The 19,693-nt window shown below is 71.7% G+C and carries 13 protein-coding genes; 9 read left to right on the top strand and 4 right to left on the bottom strand.

Translation table 11 applies throughout. The features are described 5' to 3' along the window. Positions 1-93 precede the first annotated feature (93 nt). From ACFQ4H_RS04200 to ACFQ4H_RS04160, 9 genes are all read left to right on the top strand, one after another. Positions 94-225 (top strand): hypothetical protein, encoded by a 132-nt coding sequence (locus tag ACFQ4H_RS04200; protein ID WP_377567136.1) that lies wholly within the window; start codon positions 94-96, stop codon positions 223-225. A gap of 322 nt (positions 226-547) precedes the next feature. After that, positions 548-1,864, top strand: coding sequence for a hypothetical protein (locus tag ACFQ4H_RS04195; RefSeq protein ID WP_377567134.1), 1,317 nt, complete (start codon positions 548-550; stop codon positions 1,862-1,864). After that, complete coding sequence (locus ACFQ4H_RS04190; RefSeq protein WP_377567132.1) at positions 1,861-2,901, top strand: transporter substrate-binding domain-containing protein; 1,041 nt, start codon at positions 1,861-1,863, stop codon at positions 2,899-2,901. Before ACFQ4H_RS04195 ends, ACFQ4H_RS04190 begins: the two co-directional genes overlap by 4 nt. Positions 2,902-2,903: 2 nt before the next feature. Continuing rightward, positions 2,904-4,103 (top strand): hypothetical protein, encoded by a 1,200-nt coding sequence (locus ACFQ4H_RS04185; RefSeq protein ID WP_377567130.1) that lies wholly within the window; start codon positions 2,904-2,906, stop codon positions 4,101-4,103. Beyond that, positions 4,100-6,490: a tetratricopeptide repeat protein gene (locus ACFQ4H_RS04180; RefSeq protein ID WP_377567128.1), complete on the top strand. Its 2,391-nt coding sequence runs from the start codon at positions 4,100-4,102 to the stop codon at positions 6,488-6,490. The genes ACFQ4H_RS04185 and ACFQ4H_RS04180 overlap by 4 nt, the downstream gene beginning before the upstream one ends. Before the next feature lie 34 nt (positions 6,491-6,524). Beyond that, positions 6,525-8,033 carry a VWA domain-containing protein gene (locus ACFQ4H_RS04175; protein ID WP_377567126.1) on the top strand — a complete coding sequence of 503 codons (1,509 nt, stop codon included), beginning with the start codon at positions 6,525-6,527 and terminating at the stop codon, positions 8,031-8,033. Beyond that, positions 7,981-9,777, top strand: a complete 1,797-nt coding sequence (locus tag ACFQ4H_RS04170) for an NACHT domain-containing protein (protein WP_377567124.1) — start codon at positions 7,981-7,983, stop codon at positions 9,775-9,777. The genes ACFQ4H_RS04175 and ACFQ4H_RS04170 overlap by 53 nt, the downstream gene beginning before the upstream one ends. A 114-nt stretch (positions 9,778-9,891) precedes the next feature. Beyond that, positions 9,892-10,425, top strand: a complete 534-nt coding sequence (locus tag ACFQ4H_RS04165) for a hypothetical protein (RefSeq protein ID WP_377567122.1) — start codon at positions 9,892-9,894, stop codon at positions 10,423-10,425. 307 nt (positions 10,426-10,732) lie between these two features. Next, entirely contained in the window at positions 10,733-12,565 is a 1,833-nt protein-coding gene (locus ACFQ4H_RS04160; protein WP_377567120.1) for a protein kinase domain-containing protein, read from the top strand. Positions 12,566-12,646: 81 nt separating this feature from the next. Here the strand turns inward: ACFQ4H_RS04160 and ACFQ4H_RS04155 are convergent, their stop codons facing one another. The 4 genes from ACFQ4H_RS04155 to ACFQ4H_RS04140 all read right to left on the bottom strand — a co-directional run bounded on the left by ACFQ4H_RS04155 (position 12,647) and on the right by ACFQ4H_RS04140 (position 19,590). Then, positions 12,647-14,779 (bottom strand): transglutaminaseTgpA domain-containing protein, encoded by a 2,133-nt coding sequence (locus tag ACFQ4H_RS04155; RefSeq protein ID WP_377567118.1) that lies wholly within the window; start codon positions 14,777-14,779, stop codon positions 12,647-12,649. Further along, a complete protein-coding gene (locus tag ACFQ4H_RS04150; RefSeq protein ID WP_377567116.1) occupies positions 14,776-15,915 on the bottom strand; it encodes a DUF58 domain-containing protein in 1,140 nt (379 codons plus the stop codon). The genes ACFQ4H_RS04155 and ACFQ4H_RS04150 overlap by 4 nt, the downstream gene beginning before the upstream one ends. Beyond that, positions 15,912-16,883, bottom strand: a complete 972-nt coding sequence (locus ACFQ4H_RS04145; protein ID WP_377567114.1) for an AAA family ATPase — start codon at positions 16,881-16,883, stop codon at positions 15,912-15,914. Before ACFQ4H_RS04145 ends, ACFQ4H_RS04150 begins: the two co-directional genes overlap by 4 nt. 64 nt (positions 16,884-16,947) lie before the next feature. Next, positions 16,948-19,590, bottom strand: coding sequence for a fibronectin type III domain-containing protein (locus tag ACFQ4H_RS04140; protein WP_377567112.1), 2,643 nt, complete (start codon positions 19,588-19,590; stop codon positions 16,948-16,950). Positions 19,591-19,693: the final 103 nt, after the last annotated feature.

The following is a 19,693-nucleotide window of genomic DNA, read 5'->3' as shown; positions in this document are numbered from 1 at the left end:
CCTGACGCGTATCGTCCCCCGATTCGGGTAGTCCGCGTGGTTCAACGTGGCCAGCCGGTTACGCCCGGCCACCCGTACGGAAGGCGTCCTTTCATGTCCATCAGCGACGAACGACGAGTCGACAACTATCTGAAGCAGTCCGGTCGAAAGCGGTTGACGCCCCGACAGCGGCGTCGGGCCGAGAAGAAGAAGACCGCCCGGAGTGGCCGGTCATCCCGCTCCTGACCAGCCGACACTGTGGCAATCTACGCAAATAGCCACATCTACTCACTTCCGACAACACGGGATGACGGGCGCGTAACCTTCGCAGCCGACCGCCGTTACGGCAGGTTTCTCGGCCCGGACCGCCGCGCCCGCACCCGTACGATTCAGGGTCAAAACCACCGCCAGGCCGCCGTATCCGCCACCCTGACCGGGAAATACCGGTCAGAGGCGTGTCGCGGGATCCTTACCGGTCGCTTGTTCTCAGTAGCATTGCGTGCGTGAATCTCCGCCATAAATGGTGCCGCGGGCACCAGCCTGACGGCACAGCCGCGAGCTGCTGACCATGGCCGGGGCGACCTTGGCCACAACCTCGGGACCGGCGACCCGGTCGGGCCGTCGTGGTCGCCTGCGCCGGTTGGTCACGCCGACCCCCAACCGCATGCTGCTCATCGGGCTGGGCCTGACCCTGCTCTTCGGCGTCACCGCGATCGTCGGCGGACTCGCGGCGCAGGCTGCGGCCGACGCCGGTCGGGACAGTGTGACCAGCGCCGCCCGGATGAGCGGGAACGCCCAGGCCCTCTACCGTTCACTCGCCGAGGCGGATGCGGCGGCCACCGGCCGGTTCCTGGCTCCGCCCGACTCCAGCCAGCGCGGCGAACTGGAGGACCGTTACCAGCAGGCGCTGTCCGAGGTACGCCGGCTACTCGGCGAGTCGGCCGGCTACGTGGGTGCCGATCCCGACCGCTCGGCGGGTCTGGCCCGGATCGCCAACCAGCTGCCGGTCTACGTCGGGCTGATCGAAAAGGCCCAACACCTGGCCCGGGATCCACGAGCTGAGCCGAAGAACGCGCTGCTCGGTGCGGCCTACCTCCGGCAGGCGTCCGGATACCTGCGCAGCATCCTGCTACCGGCGGCCGAACGGCTCTGGGACGAGGAGACCGCCCGGCTGCGCGAGGCCCGCCAGGACGGCCAGCTGGCGCTGTTCGCGTCGATCGGCGTACCGGTGCTGGTGATCGGAGCGCTCTGGTGGAGCCAGCGCTACCTGCGCACCCGGACCAAGCGCCGGATCAGCCTCGGCCTGGTGCTGGCCACCGCCGCCATGCTCGGCACGGTGGGTTGGCTGGTCGCATCGTGGCGGCACTGGCCACAGGCCAACCAGCGGTTGTCGGTGACCGGCCCGAAGATGGACGAGCACTGGGAGCTGATCCGGGTGCAACGTTCCGCCCTCCAGGCCCGCTCGGACGACCACCTGCGGCTCGGTGGCAACAGCAACGAGTTCGGCCTGGAGGATCTGCAGAAGCGGTTCGAGGACAACGCTGGCTGCACCGATCTCGACAATCCGGACACCGCGCCGATGAGCGGCCTGATCACCGCCTGGTGTACCGCGCAGAAGGCGGACATCCACCAGAAGGAACTCGTCGGCGAGCACGCGGCGGCGATCGCCGCTGCCTTGCCCCAGGGCAGCGTCGCGACAGCGTTCGAACGGTACGACGCCGAACTGACCCGCAAGATCGACGAGCGCGAGGAGATTATCTTCCGGGAACTGGCCCGCACACCCCACGCGCCGGACTCGATGGGCTCGGTCGTCCTGGTGCTGTGTCTGATCGCGACGGCGGGTGTGACCGTGGGTATCTGGGTGCGAGTGAGGGAGTACCAGTGACGAATGTGCCGGCCACCCGCCGGGTCACCGCCGGGCTGCTGATCACGACGCTACTCGGCACCGCCGGCTGCGGTAACGGATACCAGCCGCCGCCGGTGGCCTCACCCCGACCGGCCGGGGCGCAGCAACCCGCGTCCCCCCGACCCCCGAAGAAGGTGCCGGAGTGTGACGCCCGCCGAAGCCTGGCCGCCGATCCGACTCCACCCCGGAAGTTCGTCGACCAGGGCTACATCCGTGCTGGGGTGGACCAGACCATGACCCGGATGACCCACCGGGACCCGGCGACCGGGGAGTTCAAGGGCTTCGACATCGACCTGCTGGTCGAGATCGCCAAGGAGTTGTTTCCCGGACGCGACCCCCGCGACACCATCCGGTTCGTCGTGGTCACCTCCGGCGAGCGGCAGAACCGGCTGCGGGACGGCACTGTGGACATCGTCGCCGACTCGATGACCGCCACCTGTGAACGGGCCACCGAGGTGGCGTTCTCCACCAACTATCTGGACTCCGGGCAGACCGTGCTGGTCCGGGGTGACTCGCCGTACCAGGGAATCGGTGACCTGGGCGGCAAGCCGGTCTGCGCGGCCACCGGCACCACCTCGATCGGGCACCTCATCGACCGGCCGGAGAAGCCGGTGCCGGTGGCGGTGCCCAACTGGACCGACTGTCTGGTCATGCTCCAGCAGCGACAGGTCGAGGCGATCTCCACCGACCACAACGTGCTGCTGGGGCTCAAGGACCTGGATCCCTCCACCCGGCTGGTCACGCAGCCGCCGCCGTCCCGCCCTTCCGGCGACACGTCCTGCGAGTGGTACGACGAGTCGAGGTCGGAGTGCACCTGGTTCAGCGACGAGCCGCACGCCATCGCCTTCCGCCAGGAGGACACCGAGTTCGTCAAGTTCGTCAACCACGTCCTGCAGAAGCTCCGCGACAACGGCCGCTGGGCCGAAATGCACCGCACCTGGTTGCCGGAGCATCCCGACACCGGACCGCCACCGGCACGCTACGGTCCCAACCCCGTATGGCCACCGGGTATGTGAGCGTGACCATGACCCTGGAACAGGATCACCCGGGTACGGAGTTGGACCGGCTGCGGGCCGAGTGCGCCCGGTTGGCGCAGGCGCTGGTCGTACCCGCCGACGACGGCTACCGCCACATCGACCGGCACGACGCCACCGGGGAGACCGCCCGGGCCTGGCAGGACATCCAGTGGCAGATCAACGCCCTGGCCGCGCACCTCGCCGCCGCCCAGCATCTGCTCGACCGGGCCAGCCTGGTACGCCAGCGGCAGCCCACCCGGCCAGCGGATCCGACCGAACTGGACGAACTGTTGCGAGGGCCCTGTGAGGTGGTGCTGACCTCACTCACCGGCGCACCGCCCGAGGTGATCCGGATGCCGCTGCCGGAGGTCATCGCCTCGGCCAGGGAACACCACGCAACGGTCATGGCGGTCACCGAGTCGGTCTCGGCGGCCCGCGCCTCGGCGATCGGTCAGCTCGCCGGGATCAGCACCCGGATAGCCGACCTCGGTGGCCGATCGGGTGCGGTGGTCGTACCCGAGACCGTGCTCAGCGGCCTGCGGACCGATCTCGCCGTACTACAGACCGAGGCCGAACGGGATCCACTGGGTGCCGTGCCCGGCTCGGCCTGGAGCCAGCACCGCGACCGACTGGCGACCCGACTCGAACGGGTCGACGCCCAACTGGTCGAGGCCGAGCAGCTTCGAGACCGGCTGCCGGACCTCGTCGACGAACTCCGGATGCTGATCGGCCGGCTCGACGCCGAGGAGGCCGAGGCCCGTCTGGCGTGGCGCGGTCTCACCACCGTCCCCGGTGAGTCGGCCGCCGGCCCGCCCGAACCGCGCGCCGGGTCGCTGCGGGCTCGGCTTCGCGGGCTCGAACTGCGCTGTCGGCGAGCCGAATGGTGGGCCGCAGCGGACGAGGCGGATCTCCCAGCGGCACTCAGAGCCGACGTGGCGGCGGCGATGGCGGGCGCGGCGCAGACCCGGCAGGCGGCGACGACCCACCGACGCCGGTTGGCCGAGTTCCGCGTCGAACTACGCGGACGCCTGGAGGCCTTCCGGCACAAGGCGATCAGCCTCGGCCGGTCCGAGGACCTGACGCTCACCGACCTGTACGACGACGCCAGACGGCTGCTGCGGGCCGAGCCACTCGATGCCTCGGCCGCGGACCAGGCGGTGTGGCGCTATCAGAGCGCGGTCAACGAGGAGACACAGCCGTGACGACCTGTCTCGCCCGGGACTGTCCGGGCATCGTCGACGTGGACGGCTTCTGCCTGAAGTGGGGACATCACTGCGCCAACCAGGCCGGTGGCGGGGCTGGCAGCACCGACATCGGCAGCGGTGGTGGAGCAGTCGGTGGCGGCACCGGGCCGGGCGGCGGCGTCGGTTCAGGTGGTGGTCCAAGCGGTGGTGGTCCAAGCGGTGGTGGCACCGGCGGAGGCGTCGGTTCAGGTGGTGGCGTCGCCGGTGGCGCCGGCGGATGGAGCGGCGCCGGATCGACCGGATCGCCGGGGCCGCCGTACCCACTGGCCGGCGGTGGTGCGGGTGGATCGGCTTCGGTGTCCACCGGCGCCACCCGACCCTGGTTCGGGCTGGTGGAGATGCCGGTCGTGCCACCCCGTGACCCGCTGGCCGCGATCCGTACCGACCACGCGGTACCGGAGCCCGCCCGGATCTGCGGCAAGTCCACCTGCCGACGACCGGTCGGGCGTACCGAGGGCGGCCATGCCGGCCTCACCGAGGGATTCTGTCCCCGGTGCGGCACACCGTTCTCCTTCGTACCGCCGCTGAACCAGGGTGACGTCATCAAGCAGCGCTACCTGATCGAGGGCTGCATCGGCTACGGCGGCATGGGGTGGATCTTCGCTGCTCGCGACGAGGACATGGACGGCAGTTGGCGGGTGCTCAAGCGGCAGCGGGCCGCCGAGGACGCCGCGTCGGCCGAGGCGTTCGTCGGCGAACGGAAGGCGCTCATCGCGCTGGACCACCCCAACATCGTCAAGATCTACGACTTCGTCCGGCCCGACGCGGCCGACGGTACGCCGTACATCGTGATGGAGTTCGTCGGTGGCCGGTCACTGGACGAGATGCGCCCCCGGCCGGTCGGCTGGGGCGTCTCCGGCCCGTTGCCGCTGGAGCAGGTGCTGGCGTACGGGATGGTCATCCTGGACGCCTTCGAGCACCTGCACGACCAGGGCTGGCTCTACTGTGACCTCAAACCGGACAACGTCATGCACGTCGGCCACCGTCTCAAGCTGCTCGACCTGGGGGCCGCCCGACGGATCGGTGACCTGGACAGCCCGCTGCTGGGGACGCGGGGATTCGAGGCACCCGAGATCCGTACCCAGGGTGCCCGGGCCGCCTCGGTCCGCTCCGACCTGTACACCGTGGGCCGTACCCTCGGTGCGTTGAGCCTCGCCGCCAGCACCGGGCAGTACGTCAGCCGGTTTCCGGACGGTCAACTGCCGGAGAAAACGCCGCAGCTGCTGGTCGAGCACGAGTCCTACCACCGGCTGTTGGCCCGGGCCACCGACCCGGATCCGGCCCGCCGGTTCGGCAGTGCCGTCGAGATGCACATCCAGGTGCGTGGTGTGTTGCGCCAGGTGCTGGCCGAGCGGGGCAAGGAACCACCGCCGGAGGCCTCCGCGCTGTTCGGCATCGCCCCCCGGCCGTTCGGTGCGTACGACAATCTCGCCGAGCCGGTGCCGGCGGCGACGGTCGCGACGGCCCTGCCGGCCCCGCTGGTCGACCTGACGGACCCGGGTGCCGGTTTCCTCGGCTCGATCGGGGCGGCCCGCCCGGCGGAACTGATCGCCATGCTGGGTCGGGCCCCCGAGCGCACCCGGGACGTGCTGCTCCGGTTGGTGCGGGCGCATCTCGACGCCGAGCATCCGGAAGCCGCCACCGAGGCGCTGGCCGAGGCGGCGGCCCGCGCCGACGTCGATGCCGAGGACTGGCGGCTGCGCTGGCATCGAGGGCTAATCGCGCTCGCGGTCGGTGACGTCCCGGCCGCCCGCGGGCACTTCGACGCGGTGTACGGGCTGCTGCCCGGCGAGCTGGCGGCCCGGCTCGGCTACGCGGCAGCCTGTGAACTGGACGGTGAACTGATGACGGCGGCCCGGCACTACGCCGCCGTCTGGGCCACCGGTCGATCCTCGATCAGCGCGGTGTTCGGGCTGGCCCGGACCCGGCTACGGCAGGGCGACCGACGAGGGGCGACCGAAGCCCTCGACCAGGTACCGGACACGGTCAGCCATCGGACACCGGCGCAGATCGCCAAGATCCGTGTCCTGCTCGGCACCGGCCTGTCAACCGGGCCGGCGGAGGCGGATCTGGTGGAGGCGGCCGAGTCGGTGGAGGCCCTGCCGTTGACCGGCTCCACTCGCGACACCCTGACCGCAGAGGTGCTGGAGGGCGCGCTGGCCTGGGTACTCCCCCGGCAACGCGACGCTTCCGGCCAGGTCTTCGGCGTCCCGCTCAGGGAGCGGCCACTGCGTGCGCGGTTGGAGCGGGCGTACCGGTCGCTGGCCCGGCAGAGCATGCACCGACAGGAACGAATCGCGCTGGTGGACCGGGCGAACGAGGTACGACCATGGACCCTGACGTGAGGCTCGGTCGACGGATTCCAGGGAGGGTAGGCCGGTGAGCACTCGTCCGAGCTTCGACATCACCCCGCACTACGAGAGGTACCTGCCGACCGAGGGCAGCCTGGTCGACGTCATCGCCACCGTACGGGGCAGCCGGTCGGCGGGCCCGGGCGACCAACCGGACGCGGCCGGACCCCAACTGGCCGAAGTGATCATGCTGGACTGCTCGGGCTCGATGGGCGCGCCGGCGACCAAACTGTTCCAGGCCCGCCGGGCGGCTGCCTCGGCGATCGACGCGCTACGCGACGGGGTGCACTTCGCGGTGGTCGCCGGCACCCACCGGGCCGAGATGATCTACCCGAACGAGATCCGCCTGGTCGCCGCCGACGCCCGCCGGCGGGAGGCCGCCAAACAGGCGTTGCGCCGGATCGGCGCGGGCGGCGGCACCGCGATGAGTACCTGGCTCCAACTCGCCCGCCGGCTCTTCACCGACCGGGCCGACGCGATCCGGCACGCCATCCTGCTCACCGACGGCAAGAACGAGAGCGAGCCACTGGCGACGCTCGAGGAGGCGCTGGCCGAGTGCGCCGGCCGGTACACGGTCGACTGCCGGGCCATTTCCGACCGCCCCGGAGTGGATACCTGGCGTGGCACGGAACTGCTGCGCATCGCCGACGCGCTCGGCGCGAACCCGGTGGTGCCGGTGGCGGATCTCGACCGCCTGGCCAGCGAGTTCACCGACATCATCAGCACGGCCATGAACCAACGGGTGGGCGACGTACGGCTGCGGGTACGCACCTCGGCGCTGGCCACGGTGCGTTTCGTCAAGCAGGTGCACCCGACCATCGCCGACCTCGGTGACCTGGCCCAACGGGTGGACGAGCAGACCACGGACTATCCGATCGGGGCCTGGGGCGACGGCCACCGCGACTACCACGTCGGGCTGTCCGTGCAGCCGATGGCGGCTGGTGAGACCCGTCGGGTCGGTTGGCTGAGTCTGCTGGTACCCCGATCGGGCGAAGCCGGCACCGACGCGGCGGACGAGGTGGGGCAGTCGGCCGTGTCGGTCGAATGGACCGAGGACATCGCCCGGTACACCGGGATCAATCCCACGGTCGCCCACTACACCCGCCAGCACGAGTTGGCCGGGGCGATCCGGGCCGCCTGGGAAGCGTTCGACCAGCGCCGACTGGCCGAGGCCGAGACACTGATGGGCCGGGCGGTGGCCCTGGCCTATCAGGCGGGCGCGCACGACAAGTTGGCCGTCTTCGCCCGGGTGGTGGAGATCAGGGACGCCGCTGCCGGCCAGGTCCGGCTACGCCCCGACGTGGACGCGGGGCACTGGCAGGTGCCGACCGTGACCGGACATCACACCCAGGCCTGGGGTACCGCCGGACCAGCCGACGTCGCCGGGATGTCCAGGGGTGTGGTTCCCGTGCCAGCCGAGCCGGAGGCACCGGTACCCGACGAACCATGCCCCAACTGCCAGACCCGGCGGCGGGGAAGGTTCTGTGAGCGGTGCCGGTACGACTTCGTCAGCGGCGCCGCCACCGGTGGACGCTGACGTGCTCAGCGACGCCGACAGCATCGCCTCGATCGTCGGTACGTCCCTGGCACTGCTGCTCGCCCTGCTCGGTGGCATCGCCGCCTGGCGGCGCAGGAAGGCCAGCCGCACCGAGGCGGCCGACTCGGTGCGCGGTCTGCTGAACCGGCAACTCGGTGGGGTGCTGACCCACGCGTACCGCTTCCTCGACGGCAGCGTCTCGCCACTGGCCGCGATCTACGTACCCCAGCGGGTCACCGGTCGCACCGACTCCGGATCCGGACCGCCGCTGGCCGCCGAGGAACTGCTGCGCTCGGATCGGCACGTGCTGCTGGTCGGAATGGCCGGTAGTGGCAAGACCTCCTTCATCAGTCACGCCCTACGGGAACAGGCCCGACGCTGGTCCAGGCCCGGCTCCAGGTCCGGCAACGGGACGGCCCGGCCCCGGGTCCGTGGCGGTCAGCCGGCTGAGGCGGGACTGGCCATCTCGGCGACCACGTTGGTCGGCCGGTCGCTGCCCGAGGCCATCGTGGAGACGTACCGCGACGAACTGCCGCCGTGGCTGCCCCACCGGGCCCCGCAGCGGCAGGCCCGCTGGTTGGTGCTGATCGACGGGCTCGACCAGATCATCGACGCCAACGCCCGGTCCCGGGTGATCGGCCAACTCAGGGAGTGGGCCGGGCGCACGGACCACCCGTACCGGCTGCTGCTGACCACCCGTCCCCTGGCCGAGCAGGAAACCACCGCGTTACGGGCATACTTCGCGGAGCATCTGCTGCTGCCGTTCGACGAGTCCGACCGGTCGGCCTTCGCCGGGCAGTGGTTCGCCGCGCGGGTGCCGGACGCCACCCGGGCGGTAGGCGACCGGGACCGGTTCTGCGCGGACCTGAACCGGGCCCGGTTGGGGCAGTTGGCCTACAACCCGCTGCTGGTCACACTCGCCGCGCTGGTCTGGGAACGCGCGCCGGACCGCGCGCCGGACCGCGCCGTGCTGTTGGACCGGTTTGTCGCCCATCTGTTCGACGGTGGGGGCACAGCGGTCAACGAGGTGAGCAGCGCGCTCCGCCATCGGGGCAGGACCGGGGCGATGGTCGCGACCTGGCTGCACGAGCAGCTCGGCGAGCTGTTCGAGACCGCCGCCGACGGGTGGTTGCGCACCGGGCAGGCGGTACCGTCGGTGATTTCGTGGGCCGACACCCGGGCGCCGGTGGCACCGTCGAGCCTGCTGCCGGACTGGTCCAGCCGGATCGCCTCGCTGCTCGTCGGTACCGGTCTCTTCGTACCCCGAGGGGTCGACGTCGAGCCGGTGGCCCGCAGCGTAGTGGAGTACCTCGCGGCGGGCCCGCTGGCCAGGTCCTGGCCCGAGGGACAGTGGCTGGCACTGCTGGCCGATCCGGCCACCCGTGGGATGGCCGGGCTCGTGCTGGCCCGGGCGAACGTGGAGATCGGCCCGTTCCTCACCGAACTGGCCGGCGGCGACGGGAACCGGGTGGTGGCCGCTGGCCAGTTGCTCTCCGTCGGCGTGCCGGCTCCCCCGGAGGTACGCGACGGGGTGCTCGCCGCCCTGCTACGCCAGTGGTACGAGGGCACCGGCCCGGTCGCTGCCGAGTGTCTGTCGGTGCTGGCCACGCTCGCGGCCAACGACTCGGTGCGGCAGGCCGTCTACGACATCGCCACCGACCCCCGGTGGCCCCGGCAGGTACGCGGAGCCGCTACGACGTTCATCGCCGTGCCGACCCTGCGGCAGCGTCCGGCTGACGACTGACCTGGTCGACGGCGACACTCGCAGCCGGAGCCCCTAGAGCCATCATTCGCACACCTGTCGGGTAATTTCGTCTCCTGGTTTTGGCAGCACCATCCGACAGGAGAAGTCCCAAGCATGGGTAGAAAGACCGTTCACGTCTCCGACTTCAGCGGCAAGGTTCTCCAGCCCGACGACGCGGTGGTACGCGTGGTCGTCCTGGAGCACCCGGACCTCGTCGCCGGCCCCGTGCAGTTGGAAGCCAGGCCGATCGAGATCGAGAGCATCGACGACGCCGCCCTGGACGTCGCGGTGGTGGAGATCTACGACAGTCACGGGGGCGGTGAACCTCGCCGGGTCACCCTGACCGCCAGTGAGTTCGACACGCTGGCCACCGACGTGCCGATGGCACAGCTGCTGCGTACCGCCGAGCGGATCCGTCCACCGAAGGCCACCCGTAAGGCCGCCGAGAAGCTCGACTACGCGACGCTGGAGCACGCCGGCAAGCCGCACCGGGGCAAGATCACCGACGAGGAGGCGCAGCTCGTCCGCGACAACCTCGACGAAATCAACAAGCGGCTGGCCGACGAGGGGATCCGTCAGATCGACCCGACCGATCCCGACCACGCCAGCCGGTACGGATTCCCGCTGTCGGACGAATCCACCGACTGACTCCGTACGTGATCGGACTGAACGCCGGGCCCGACGGGTCCGGCGTTCAGTTTGTCACCCGCCTGGTGGTGTTGGTCCACAATCGAGCATCGGGTGGCTCGACGGCGGTTCGACATGATGTTGAAACACGGTCCGTAGCGGCTACGATCAGACCCGGCCGGTCGCGTCCGTGACCGTTCGGTGCTGGGCACGCTCCTGTGACCGACTGGAAGTGTGGCATGTCCAATGAGCGGCGACGCCAACCGGCGTTCGGATCCGTCGTCCACGCCGATGGTTCCGTCGTCCACGCTCCTGCTGGAGTCCGCTGATGCCCGCGTCGCCGCCCACCGGGCCGTCCCTGACCGGTTACCGGATCCTCGACCGGATCCGGCGCGGACCGGAGGCGACGGTGTACCACGCAATCCGGGAAGCCGACGAGACCCCGGTGGCGCTCAAGGTGCTACGGGTGGAGCCCACCGTCGGCCTCAGCACGGAACTCGGTCGACTCCGGCACCTGCCGCGTCATCCGCACATCGTGCAGGTGCTCGACACGGGGCGTACCGACGACGGGCGGCCGTTCCTCGCGATGCCCTACTACCCGGACGGCTCCTACGCCGAACTGCTGGCCGGTGGCGGCCCGGTGTCCGTCGCCGAGGCGGTACGGGTCGGGATCGCCGTGGCCTCAGCACTACAGGCCACCCACGACGCCGGCGTCATCCACCGCGACGTGACTCCGGGCAACATCCTGCGTGGCCCGGACGGTCCCGTGCTGACCGACTTCGGCATCGCGGCGGTACCTGACGAACTGGCCGGAACCGTCGCTCTCGACCGGCTCACTCCGCCGCACGCGTCACCGGAGGCGCTGCTACGGCAACCGCAGGACGCCCGATCCGACATCTACGGGCTGGCCTCCACCCTGTGGACACTGCTGGCCGGACATCCTCCGTTCGCCGCGCCCGGTGACCCGTCGCCCGACCCGTTCGCGTACCGGGACGACGCCCTGCACCTGCCTGCCCCCTCGGTGCCCCGCGAGGACGTGCCGGGATGGTTGCAGGCGGCGTTGCTCCGGGCACTGACCAAGGAGCCGGCCGGGCGGTACCCGAACGCCTCGGACTTCGGCGCGGCGTTACTCGACCGCAGCGAGCCCTGGCCCGGCGAGGGCTCGTCACCCACCGGTCAGCCGGCCCGGCCGCAGTCGGCCGGATCGGACAGCCCGCACCGCGACGATCCGACCACCGGGCTGGTCATCGAGATTCCGGCCCCGGGTAGTGCCCCGACCGGAGGCACCACCGACGGTGCAGGCGTCCGACCGTCCGGCAGCGCACCCCGCGCCGCGGACCGGCCGACCACCGCCGGATCGCCGGATGCGTCAACGGCGGCAACCGCCGGATCGCCACCTACAGCCACTGACGCGCAGTCGGTACCGGGTGCCGAGGGGAAGCACACCGAGGTGGTCGACCCCGCCCCGGTACACCCGTCACCCACTCAACCACCAACCGCAGCCGTGGCCGGTCCGGAGCCGGACGAACGTTGGGCACGTCCGGTCACCGCCCCCGACGGTCCACCGGACGCCCAGCACCACCCCGACATTGACCCGCCCGAACCGGCGGTCGAGCCGGCCCCCCACCCGGTCCCGGGTTTCGGACCCGCGGTGGCATCCGAACCGGCCCCGTCGGTACCAGCCGGATCGGCAGCACCTACCGGCCGTCGCCCGCTGCGACTCGTCGCGATCGGCGTCACGGCAGCGGTCATCGGCATGTCCTCGGTGTTCCTCACCGCGCTGCTCCGACCGGACGGGCAGTCGCCGGCCGCCACCCCGACTCCCCCGCCGCCGGCCGCCACGGTCGTCACCCTGGCCGCCCCTCAGGACGTACGCCTCGACGACGAACGGATCGCCGTCACCCTCACCTGGCGCGACCCCAGCGGCGGACAGGCCGCGTTCTACGTGGTCGGCGGACCGGCCGGTCGGGAGCCGGACAACCTGGCCAATGCGCCCCGGGGCGCGACCTCGGTACGGGTGAACGGTCTCAACCCGACCGTCGAATACTGTTTCATCGTCGTCGCGGTGCTCTCCGTGGACGAGGTCGCCCACTCCGGTGAGATCTGCACCCGGCGTTCGGTGACCGCGACCACCGGTCCGACGCCGAGCCCCACGGACTGAGCGGGCGGGGCGTACCGACCCTCCGCCGTGGATCGAACGGGCAACGCTACCGACCCTCCGCCGTGGACCTGCCCGGCGTGGTCACCGCCACCACAGCGGCCGAGGGTCGGCCCACCAGGTCCACCGTCGGCTACGGCCAGCGCCCCGGCGCAACGCCCGCAGGCAGGCACGCACGTCCACCGCCACCCGCTCGGCCGCGTCGCGGTCCGGTTCGACACCGCCGTACGCGATCCCGTTCACCAGCGCGGCGACCGACCGGACGCGCTCTGCCACCGGGGCACCGACCGCGTCGGCCGCGAGCCCGGCCACCTCCGCGACGACCAGCGCATCGTCGGGCGTACGACCGGTCAGTCGCAGTCCGTCACGCAGCTCCGCCCAGGCGCCGAGCACCCGTCCGGCCGGGTCACGCCGACGGAGGCGGACGGCGCTGCGCCGCAACCGCAGCACGACCACGGCGACGACGAGGGCCAGCAGCACGGCCGGTACGGCGGCCAGGCCGCCCAGCCGGGAGGAGAACGGCTCACCACCGTCACCGTCCCGTGGCCCGGCCAGCGGTTCGAACTCGTCACCGACACCTGAACCGTCGTCGGGGCGTACCTCGGGGCCGGGCGTCGGGGTCAGCGCGGGCCGGGCAGCGGTGGGTCGGTCCACCTGCTCAGCCGGTGCCGGCGTCGGATCGAACTCGACCCAGCCGACGTCAGCGAGGTACACCTCCGGCCAGGCGACCGCGTCACCGGTCCGTACGAGGTAGCGCCCGTCGCCGACCGGCTGACCGGCCCGGAATCCGACCACCACCCGGGCCGGTATGCCCAGCGCCCGGGCCAGCACCACGAACGCCGTGGCGAACTGCTCCGACGTACCGCGACCGCCACCGGCCACGGTCGGTTGACTGAGGAACCGGTCCAGGCTCGGATAGCCGTTGCCGCCCGGCGCCCGGGGGTCAAACCGATATTCCCGACGCAGGTACTCGGCCAGTCGGCTGGCCTGCTGGTACGGGCCGCTGCTGGCACCGCCAGCGGCGGCACGGGCCAGTTCGTACAGTTGCGGTGGCCCACCCGGGGGCAGCATCCGGTAACGGTCGAACGATGCCTCGACGGGCAGTACCGCTGCGGCGAGTCGTTCCGGTTCGCGCACCGGCACCCCGGCAGCCACCGTGTACCGGGTCGCGGGCCGCAGTCCGCCCGGGACCGCCAGCGTGGCCGTGTCCCGGTCCACCGCTACCGTGACGCCACGCACCTCGCGGACGCCTTCCGGGACCGGCAACCAGCCGCCGGTCAGCCCGGTCACGGTCACCTCGTGACGCACGGAGGTGGTCCGTCCGGGCAACTCGGCCACGGGCAGGAGCGCGCCAGCCGCCCGGTAGTCACGCGCCGGCAGCCAGGTGACGCCGTTGAACTCCGGCAGGGTGACCCAGCGCAGCCGAACCGGCTGGTCACCGCGTACCTCCAACAGGGGGCGTGCCGGGTCGGTCGCCCAGCCCGACAGCAGGCTCAGTGGGTTGAGCTGCTCGGGATTCTGGTACGGCGGCACCACGTGGGCGCGTACGTCGGGCGGCTGGCGGTCGAGTCCTCCGGTGAGGACCGGACCGGCCCCGACCGCCACGACGGCCAGCCCGACGGTGAGCACCGCGACCGCTGCTCCGCGCCGCCGGCCGCCGCCGTCCGTCCCGAGCACGCCGAGCAGTACGGCGAGCGCGGCCACCAGCACGGCGGTGTGCACGTACGCCGGGGTCGTCGTGGGGCCGACCAGGACGAGGGTCGCGACGAAGAGCAGCACCGGTGGCAGGGCCGCGTACGTGGGGCGGCGTGCCCGGAGCGGAAGGGCAGCCGCCAGGGCGGTCAGCCAGGCGGCGCAGAACGGCAACGCGACGGTGTCCAGGGTGACCGGGAGCGGCGCCGCGCCGGTGAGGACATGTGCTCCCGCGTGCCGTACCGCCGCCCACACGGCACCGGGCAGCGCTGCGTCCGACCGGGGCACCGCCACGGCGGCCACCACCAGCAACGCCCCGACCAGTGCCAGCAGCCCGCCGAGGAACGTCGTGCCGGAGGACAACCGCAGCCCACGCAGTCCCGCGCCGGACAGGGCCCCGCCGGTCGCCGCGACGGCCAGCAGCAGCGGTAGCGGGCCGGACGCGTACATGCCGGTCACCGGCAGCACCGCCGCGACGGTGGCGACCACCACCGCCGTACCGGCGAGGCCCGTCCGTACCCTCATCGAACCGTCCTGTCCCAGCGCGCTACGAACTCGGCCGCCGTCTCGGCGGTGACCACCGTCAGGCCGGACGGTGCGACCCGCCCGGCCGAACTGCGACCGAGCACCGCCACCAGCACCGTCCCGCTGCCATCGCCAGCGGCCAGGGCCGCGGCCGGCGCGAGATCCGCCTCCGGGCCGGTGACCACGACGAGGGTGTCTGCGGGCTGGTCCCGACGCAGGCGGTGCACCGCCGCCGCGAGGTCCGCTCCGGTGACCGGCTGCACCTCGGCCAGCAGGTCCAGTCCGGCGGCCGTCCCCTCGGCCAGCCACCGCCAGGACACCGGCCGCAGCATGACCGGCAGTTCCGTGCCGGCGGTGGTGACCAGTACCGATGCCGCCGCCTCGACCGCCTCCTCGAAAGCGTCCAGGTCCGGCGGGTACGCCTCGACGCGGTCGTCGAGCAGCAGCACCACCCGGGGCAGGGCGGTGTCGACGTGCTCCCGCACCATCAGTTCGCCCACCTTGGCGCTGGTCCGCCAGTGCACGTGGCGCAGTTCGTCGCCGGGTCGGTAGGCCCGCAGTGAGTGGAAGGCGATGCTGCCGTGCCGGGCCCCGTCGACCAGCCCGTCGAAGCTGGGGGTGGTGCCGACCGGCAGCCCACGCAGCCGGTGCCAGTGCGGTCGTACGACGAGCCGGCTCGTCGCGCCGACCCGACGGCGGGCGTCGAACAACCCGAGTGGGTCTCGTCGTCCCACCCGTACCGGGCCGACGGTCAGCACCCCACGCCGGTCGGTCGGCAGGGCGTAGCCGGTCCGGGTCGGAATGCCGCCCCGGACCCGGATCGGGGGTACGGGTACCGGGCGTTCCCCGGTCGGTCCTCGGACGAAGTCGGTGACGTGCAGCAGTCGGGTACGACCGGCGGCCGAGTGGATCTCGATGATCGCCTGGCAGGACTCGCCCCGGCGTACCCGGTCGGGTTGGACGGTGCGGTCGACGGCGATCCGGGCCGGCCAACCGACCCAGGCGGCGGCCAGGCACCCGGCCAGCAGACCGACACCACCCAGGACGACGAGTTCCCGGTAACCGCCGATCAGCCCCAACGCCAGCAGCGCCGCGCCGCTGGCCAGTACGGTCCAGCCACGCGCGGTCGGTCTCAACGGGCGGCACCCACGTGCGGTGCGGCGACCTCGGCCAGTACCTGGGTGACGACGTCGCCACCGGACAGTCCACGCAGCGCTGCGTCCGGGGCGAGGATCAGGCGGTGTGCGCACACGGCCGGGGCCAGCGACTTGACGTCCTCCGGCAGCACGTAGGGACGGCCGAAGCTCAGGGCGTAGGCCCGGGCGGCCCGGGCCAGCGCGACACAGCCACGTGGGGAGAGCCCCAGCCGGATCTCGGGATGGCGGCGGGTGGCCACCGCGATCCGCCGGATGTAGCTGTAGATCTCGTCGTGTACGACCGCCCGCTCGGCGATGCCGATCATCCTCGCGATGTCCGTGGTGTCGGCCACCGGCTGGAGCCGGTTTGGTGAGCGCTGGGCGGCGCCGCGCATCACCTCCAACTCGGCTTCCTCGTCGGGGTAGCCGACGGAGAGTTTCATCAGGAACCGGTCGAGTTGCGCCTCGGGCAGCCGGTAGGTGCCGTCCATCTCGACCGGGTTCTGCGTGGCCACGACGAGGAACGGCTGCGGCACCGGGTGGCGGGTGCCGTCGACGGTGACGGTACGTTCCTCCATCACCTCCAGCAGCGCCGACTGGGTCTTCGGCGAGGCCCGGTTGATCTCGTCGGCGATGACGATGTTGGCGAAGATCGGCCCCGGGTGGAACTCGAAGCCCCGGGTGGCCTGGTTGAAGATGGTCACCCCGACCACGTCGGCGGGCAGCAGGTCGGGGGTGAACTGGATGCGCCGCCACTGTCCGCGTACGACCGCGGCGATGGCCCGGGCCAGGGTGGTCTTGCCGACCCCGGGCACATCCTCCAACAGCAGGTGACCCTGCGTGCAGAGGGCGGTCAGGGCCATCCGGACGACGTCCGGCTTGCCGAGCACCACGGTGGAGACCGCCTCGGCCAGGTTCTCGAAGGTTGTCGCGTAGTCGGCGGTCTCGTCGGGGGTCAGCGGGGACACACTGGTTCCTTCAGTAGGCAGCGAACGGGTACGGCAATCGCCGGCGTGGTCGGGACCGGACAGGTCAGCAACTGGGAACGGAGTTGATGTTGTCGCCCCCGCTCAGCGTCACCCAGGCCCAGGCAATGTAGTTGCCGTTGGGCATCCGCAACCACTGGTTGCTCTGCTTGTCGTTGTTGTACGGCCCGGCCTTGACGTTGCTGCCGGTGACCCGGCAGTTGACGGTGATACCGGAGCCGGCCCGGACCCGACCGACCTCGGTGCCCGGCCGGTAGTTCGGGGTGGCGAAGACCCGGATCCCACCGGTCTCGGTGCAGTAGAGCGGGTCCGGGTTGGAGGGCCTGTCCTGGCAGCTGACGGTTCCACCGATCGTGGGCCACGGCGTGGTCACCTCGCCGGTGGCCCGGTTGGTACCGGCAGCGGTGGTGACCTCGACGGTGATCACGTACCGCCGGTTGGGCGACAGTCCGGACACCGTGGTCGACCCACCACAGCCGGAAACCGCGGGCCTGTCGCCGACCCGGGTCACACAGGACGGTGGCAGGCCGCTGGCCGCCACGGTGAAGGACACCCGGGCCGAGGTCGAGGTCGCCGACACCCCGGTGATCCGTACCTGCGGCGCGCTGGCCTGGGTCACGTTCGCGGTCCGGGCCCGGCCTTCGCCGGCCTCGTTGACCGCGCTGACCGAGACCCGGGTCAGCCCGGTGGCGGTGACGGTGAGTTGGCGGACAGCGCCGCCGACCCGGCCGAGTTGCTGGCCGTTGCCGTCCCGTACCAGGTAGGACTGCACCGGCCGACCGTTGGGGTTCGCCGCCGTCCAGGTGATGAGGTAGCTGTTGGTGCCGCTCTGTCGACCCGACACCTTGCCCGGCTGCCCCGGCACGCTATAGGGCGTCACGGCGTTGCTGGGCGGGCTGGCCGGCCCCGCGCCACCGGCGTCGTTACGGGCCACCACGACGAAGGTGTACGACGCGCCGTAGGTGAGGCCGGCGAACTCGGTGGAGGTGCCCCGGACGGTACGTGGCGGGTCGTCACCGGAGCGCCCGCCCCGCAGCGGGGTGACCACGTACTCGACTGCGCCACTGACCGCCGCCCAACTCACGACGACCCGTCCCCCCTCGAGTCGCGCTGTCGGGGCGCCGGGCGCGGGCGGGGTTCGGTCGACCGGCACCACCGGTTCGGAGAGCGCCGGTGGTCCGTCGCCGTAGCGGTTGTGGGCGGTCACCCGGAACTGGTAGGTACGGCCGTTGCGCAGACCGCGCACCACGGTCGAGAGCGTACGCCCGCCGACCCGGGTCTCCCCGCCGTCCCAGGAGATGGTGTAACGGTCCACCGCAGCCCCACCGGAGGCGGCACGTCCCCAGTTCAGGGTCACCTGGTTGTCACCGGCGAGGACGGTCACCGGCACCGGTGGCCCCGGTGGGCGGGAGTTGCCCGCCGGTCGCTGCGGGGTGTCGTCCGGCTGTTGACCGGGGTCGGGGCCGGTGCCCGGGCCGGCGGTGGGGGCACCCTCGTCGCCCGGCCTGGTGGTCGGGTCCGGCGTCGGCGACGCCCCGTCGACCGGGCCACTGGTCGGCTCCGGCACCGAAGCCTCCGGGCCGTACTTGTCGACGACCCGGACCTGACCGGCGCTGTCGACGACGGCGGCGACCGGGGCGTCCGGGGCGTTGATGAAGAGGTGCTGTTCGCGTACCTGGAGTTCCAGATCACCGTTGGCCCTGGTCACCCGCACCTCGGGTAGTTCACCGCCGGACGCGGTGTAGACCCGTACACGGCTCTTCTCGTGGTCGGGAACGTAGATCCGTCCGGCGAAGGGCAACGCCGGCTGTTCGACCGGCTCGCCCGCCGGCAGCGGGACACTGTGCACCGGACCGCCCCGGCCGATGTCCTCGACGGTGACGACCACCCGGGCCTGCGGGACGGTGACGGCCGCCAGCGGACCCACCGTGCGGTCCGGCACCAGCGCACTGTGGAGTCGGGTCGGGGCGGTGATCCGGCGAACCTTGTCGTCGACCACCGCGACCATCTGGTCGGTCGTGCGATCGACCGCCAGCGCGCCCTTGTCGAGCACGGTGAGGGCCAGATCGTTGCCGGGTGGGGCGACCGGCACGGTACGCAGCACGTCGACCTCGGCGCTCGTCACCGAGACTCCCACCACCGTGCCCTGGCTGGGCAGTCCCAGCCACAACACACCAGAGGTGTCGAAGGCACCACCGACCAGCGGCGCGGGCAACTGAAGCGGCTCGCCCCTGACCTGGAGGCTGGCCGGATCGACGGTCCGGACCAGCCCCCGGGTGCGGTCGACCAGCACCGCGTCGCTCTTCGACAGCAGCACCGCGACGTCGTTGTTCTGTTCGGTCCCGAGTGCACCGGAGAAACCCATCCGGGTCAGGTCGACCGAGGTGATCCGACCGGTGTCCAGGTCCTGGAGGATCAGGTACTGGTCGTTCTGGGTGATGCGCACCCGGTGGCCGCGCGAGTCGACGACCGGCTGACGCAGGTCGATCTGCCCCGAGCTGGCGTTGACCCGGGAGACCTCCCCCGCCGAACGGCTCCACAGCCAGGCACTGCCATCGAAGATCTCCGGGGCCTGCCCCATCGCGCCCAGGCCGAAGACCGTGCCGACCAGGGCCCCGGCCACCGCGATCACCATCACGCCGGAGAACCCACGGCGTATGCGGGCACCGATCACACGGATCCATCTCACGAGCCGGACCTCCGGACCACGACGGTAACCAACAGGGATTTTCGCCAGGCCGCCGCGAAACTTCGGACGAGACTTGGCCACAGAGTACGTGAGGTTCACTCGT

Origin of the sequence: Micromonospora sonneratiae, from assembly GCF_042679305.1 — a bacterium.
Lineage (GTDB): Bacteria > Actinomycetota > Actinomycetes > Mycobacteriales > Micromonosporaceae > Micromonospora_H > Micromonospora_H sonneratiae.
The sequence above is the reverse complement of the archived record's forward strand: the minus strand, read 5'-3'. Positions and strand labels throughout refer to the sequence as shown.

What these genes read in the sequence shown, in the direction of transcription:
- ACFQ4H_RS04200 (WP_377567136.1), top strand. Translation starts at nt 94, where the DNA reads ATGTCCATCAGCGACGAACGACGAGTCGACAACTATCTGAAGCAGTCC.
- ACFQ4H_RS04195 (WP_377567134.1), top strand. Translation starts at nt 548, where the DNA reads ATGGCCGGGGCGACCTTGGCCACAACCTCGGGACCGGCGACCCGGTCG.
- ACFQ4H_RS04165 (WP_377567122.1), top strand. Translation starts at nt 9,892, where the DNA reads ATGGGTAGAAAGACCGTTCACGTCTCCGACTTCAGCGGCAAGGTTCTC.
- ACFQ4H_RS04160 (WP_377567120.1), top strand. Translation starts at nt 10,733, where the DNA reads ATGCCCGCGTCGCCGCCCACCGGGCCGTCCCTGACCGGTTACCGGATC.
- ACFQ4H_RS04155 (WP_377567118.1), bottom strand. Translation starts at nt 14,779, where the DNA reads ATGAGGGTACGGACGGGCCTCGCCGGTACGGCGGTGGTGGTCGCCACC.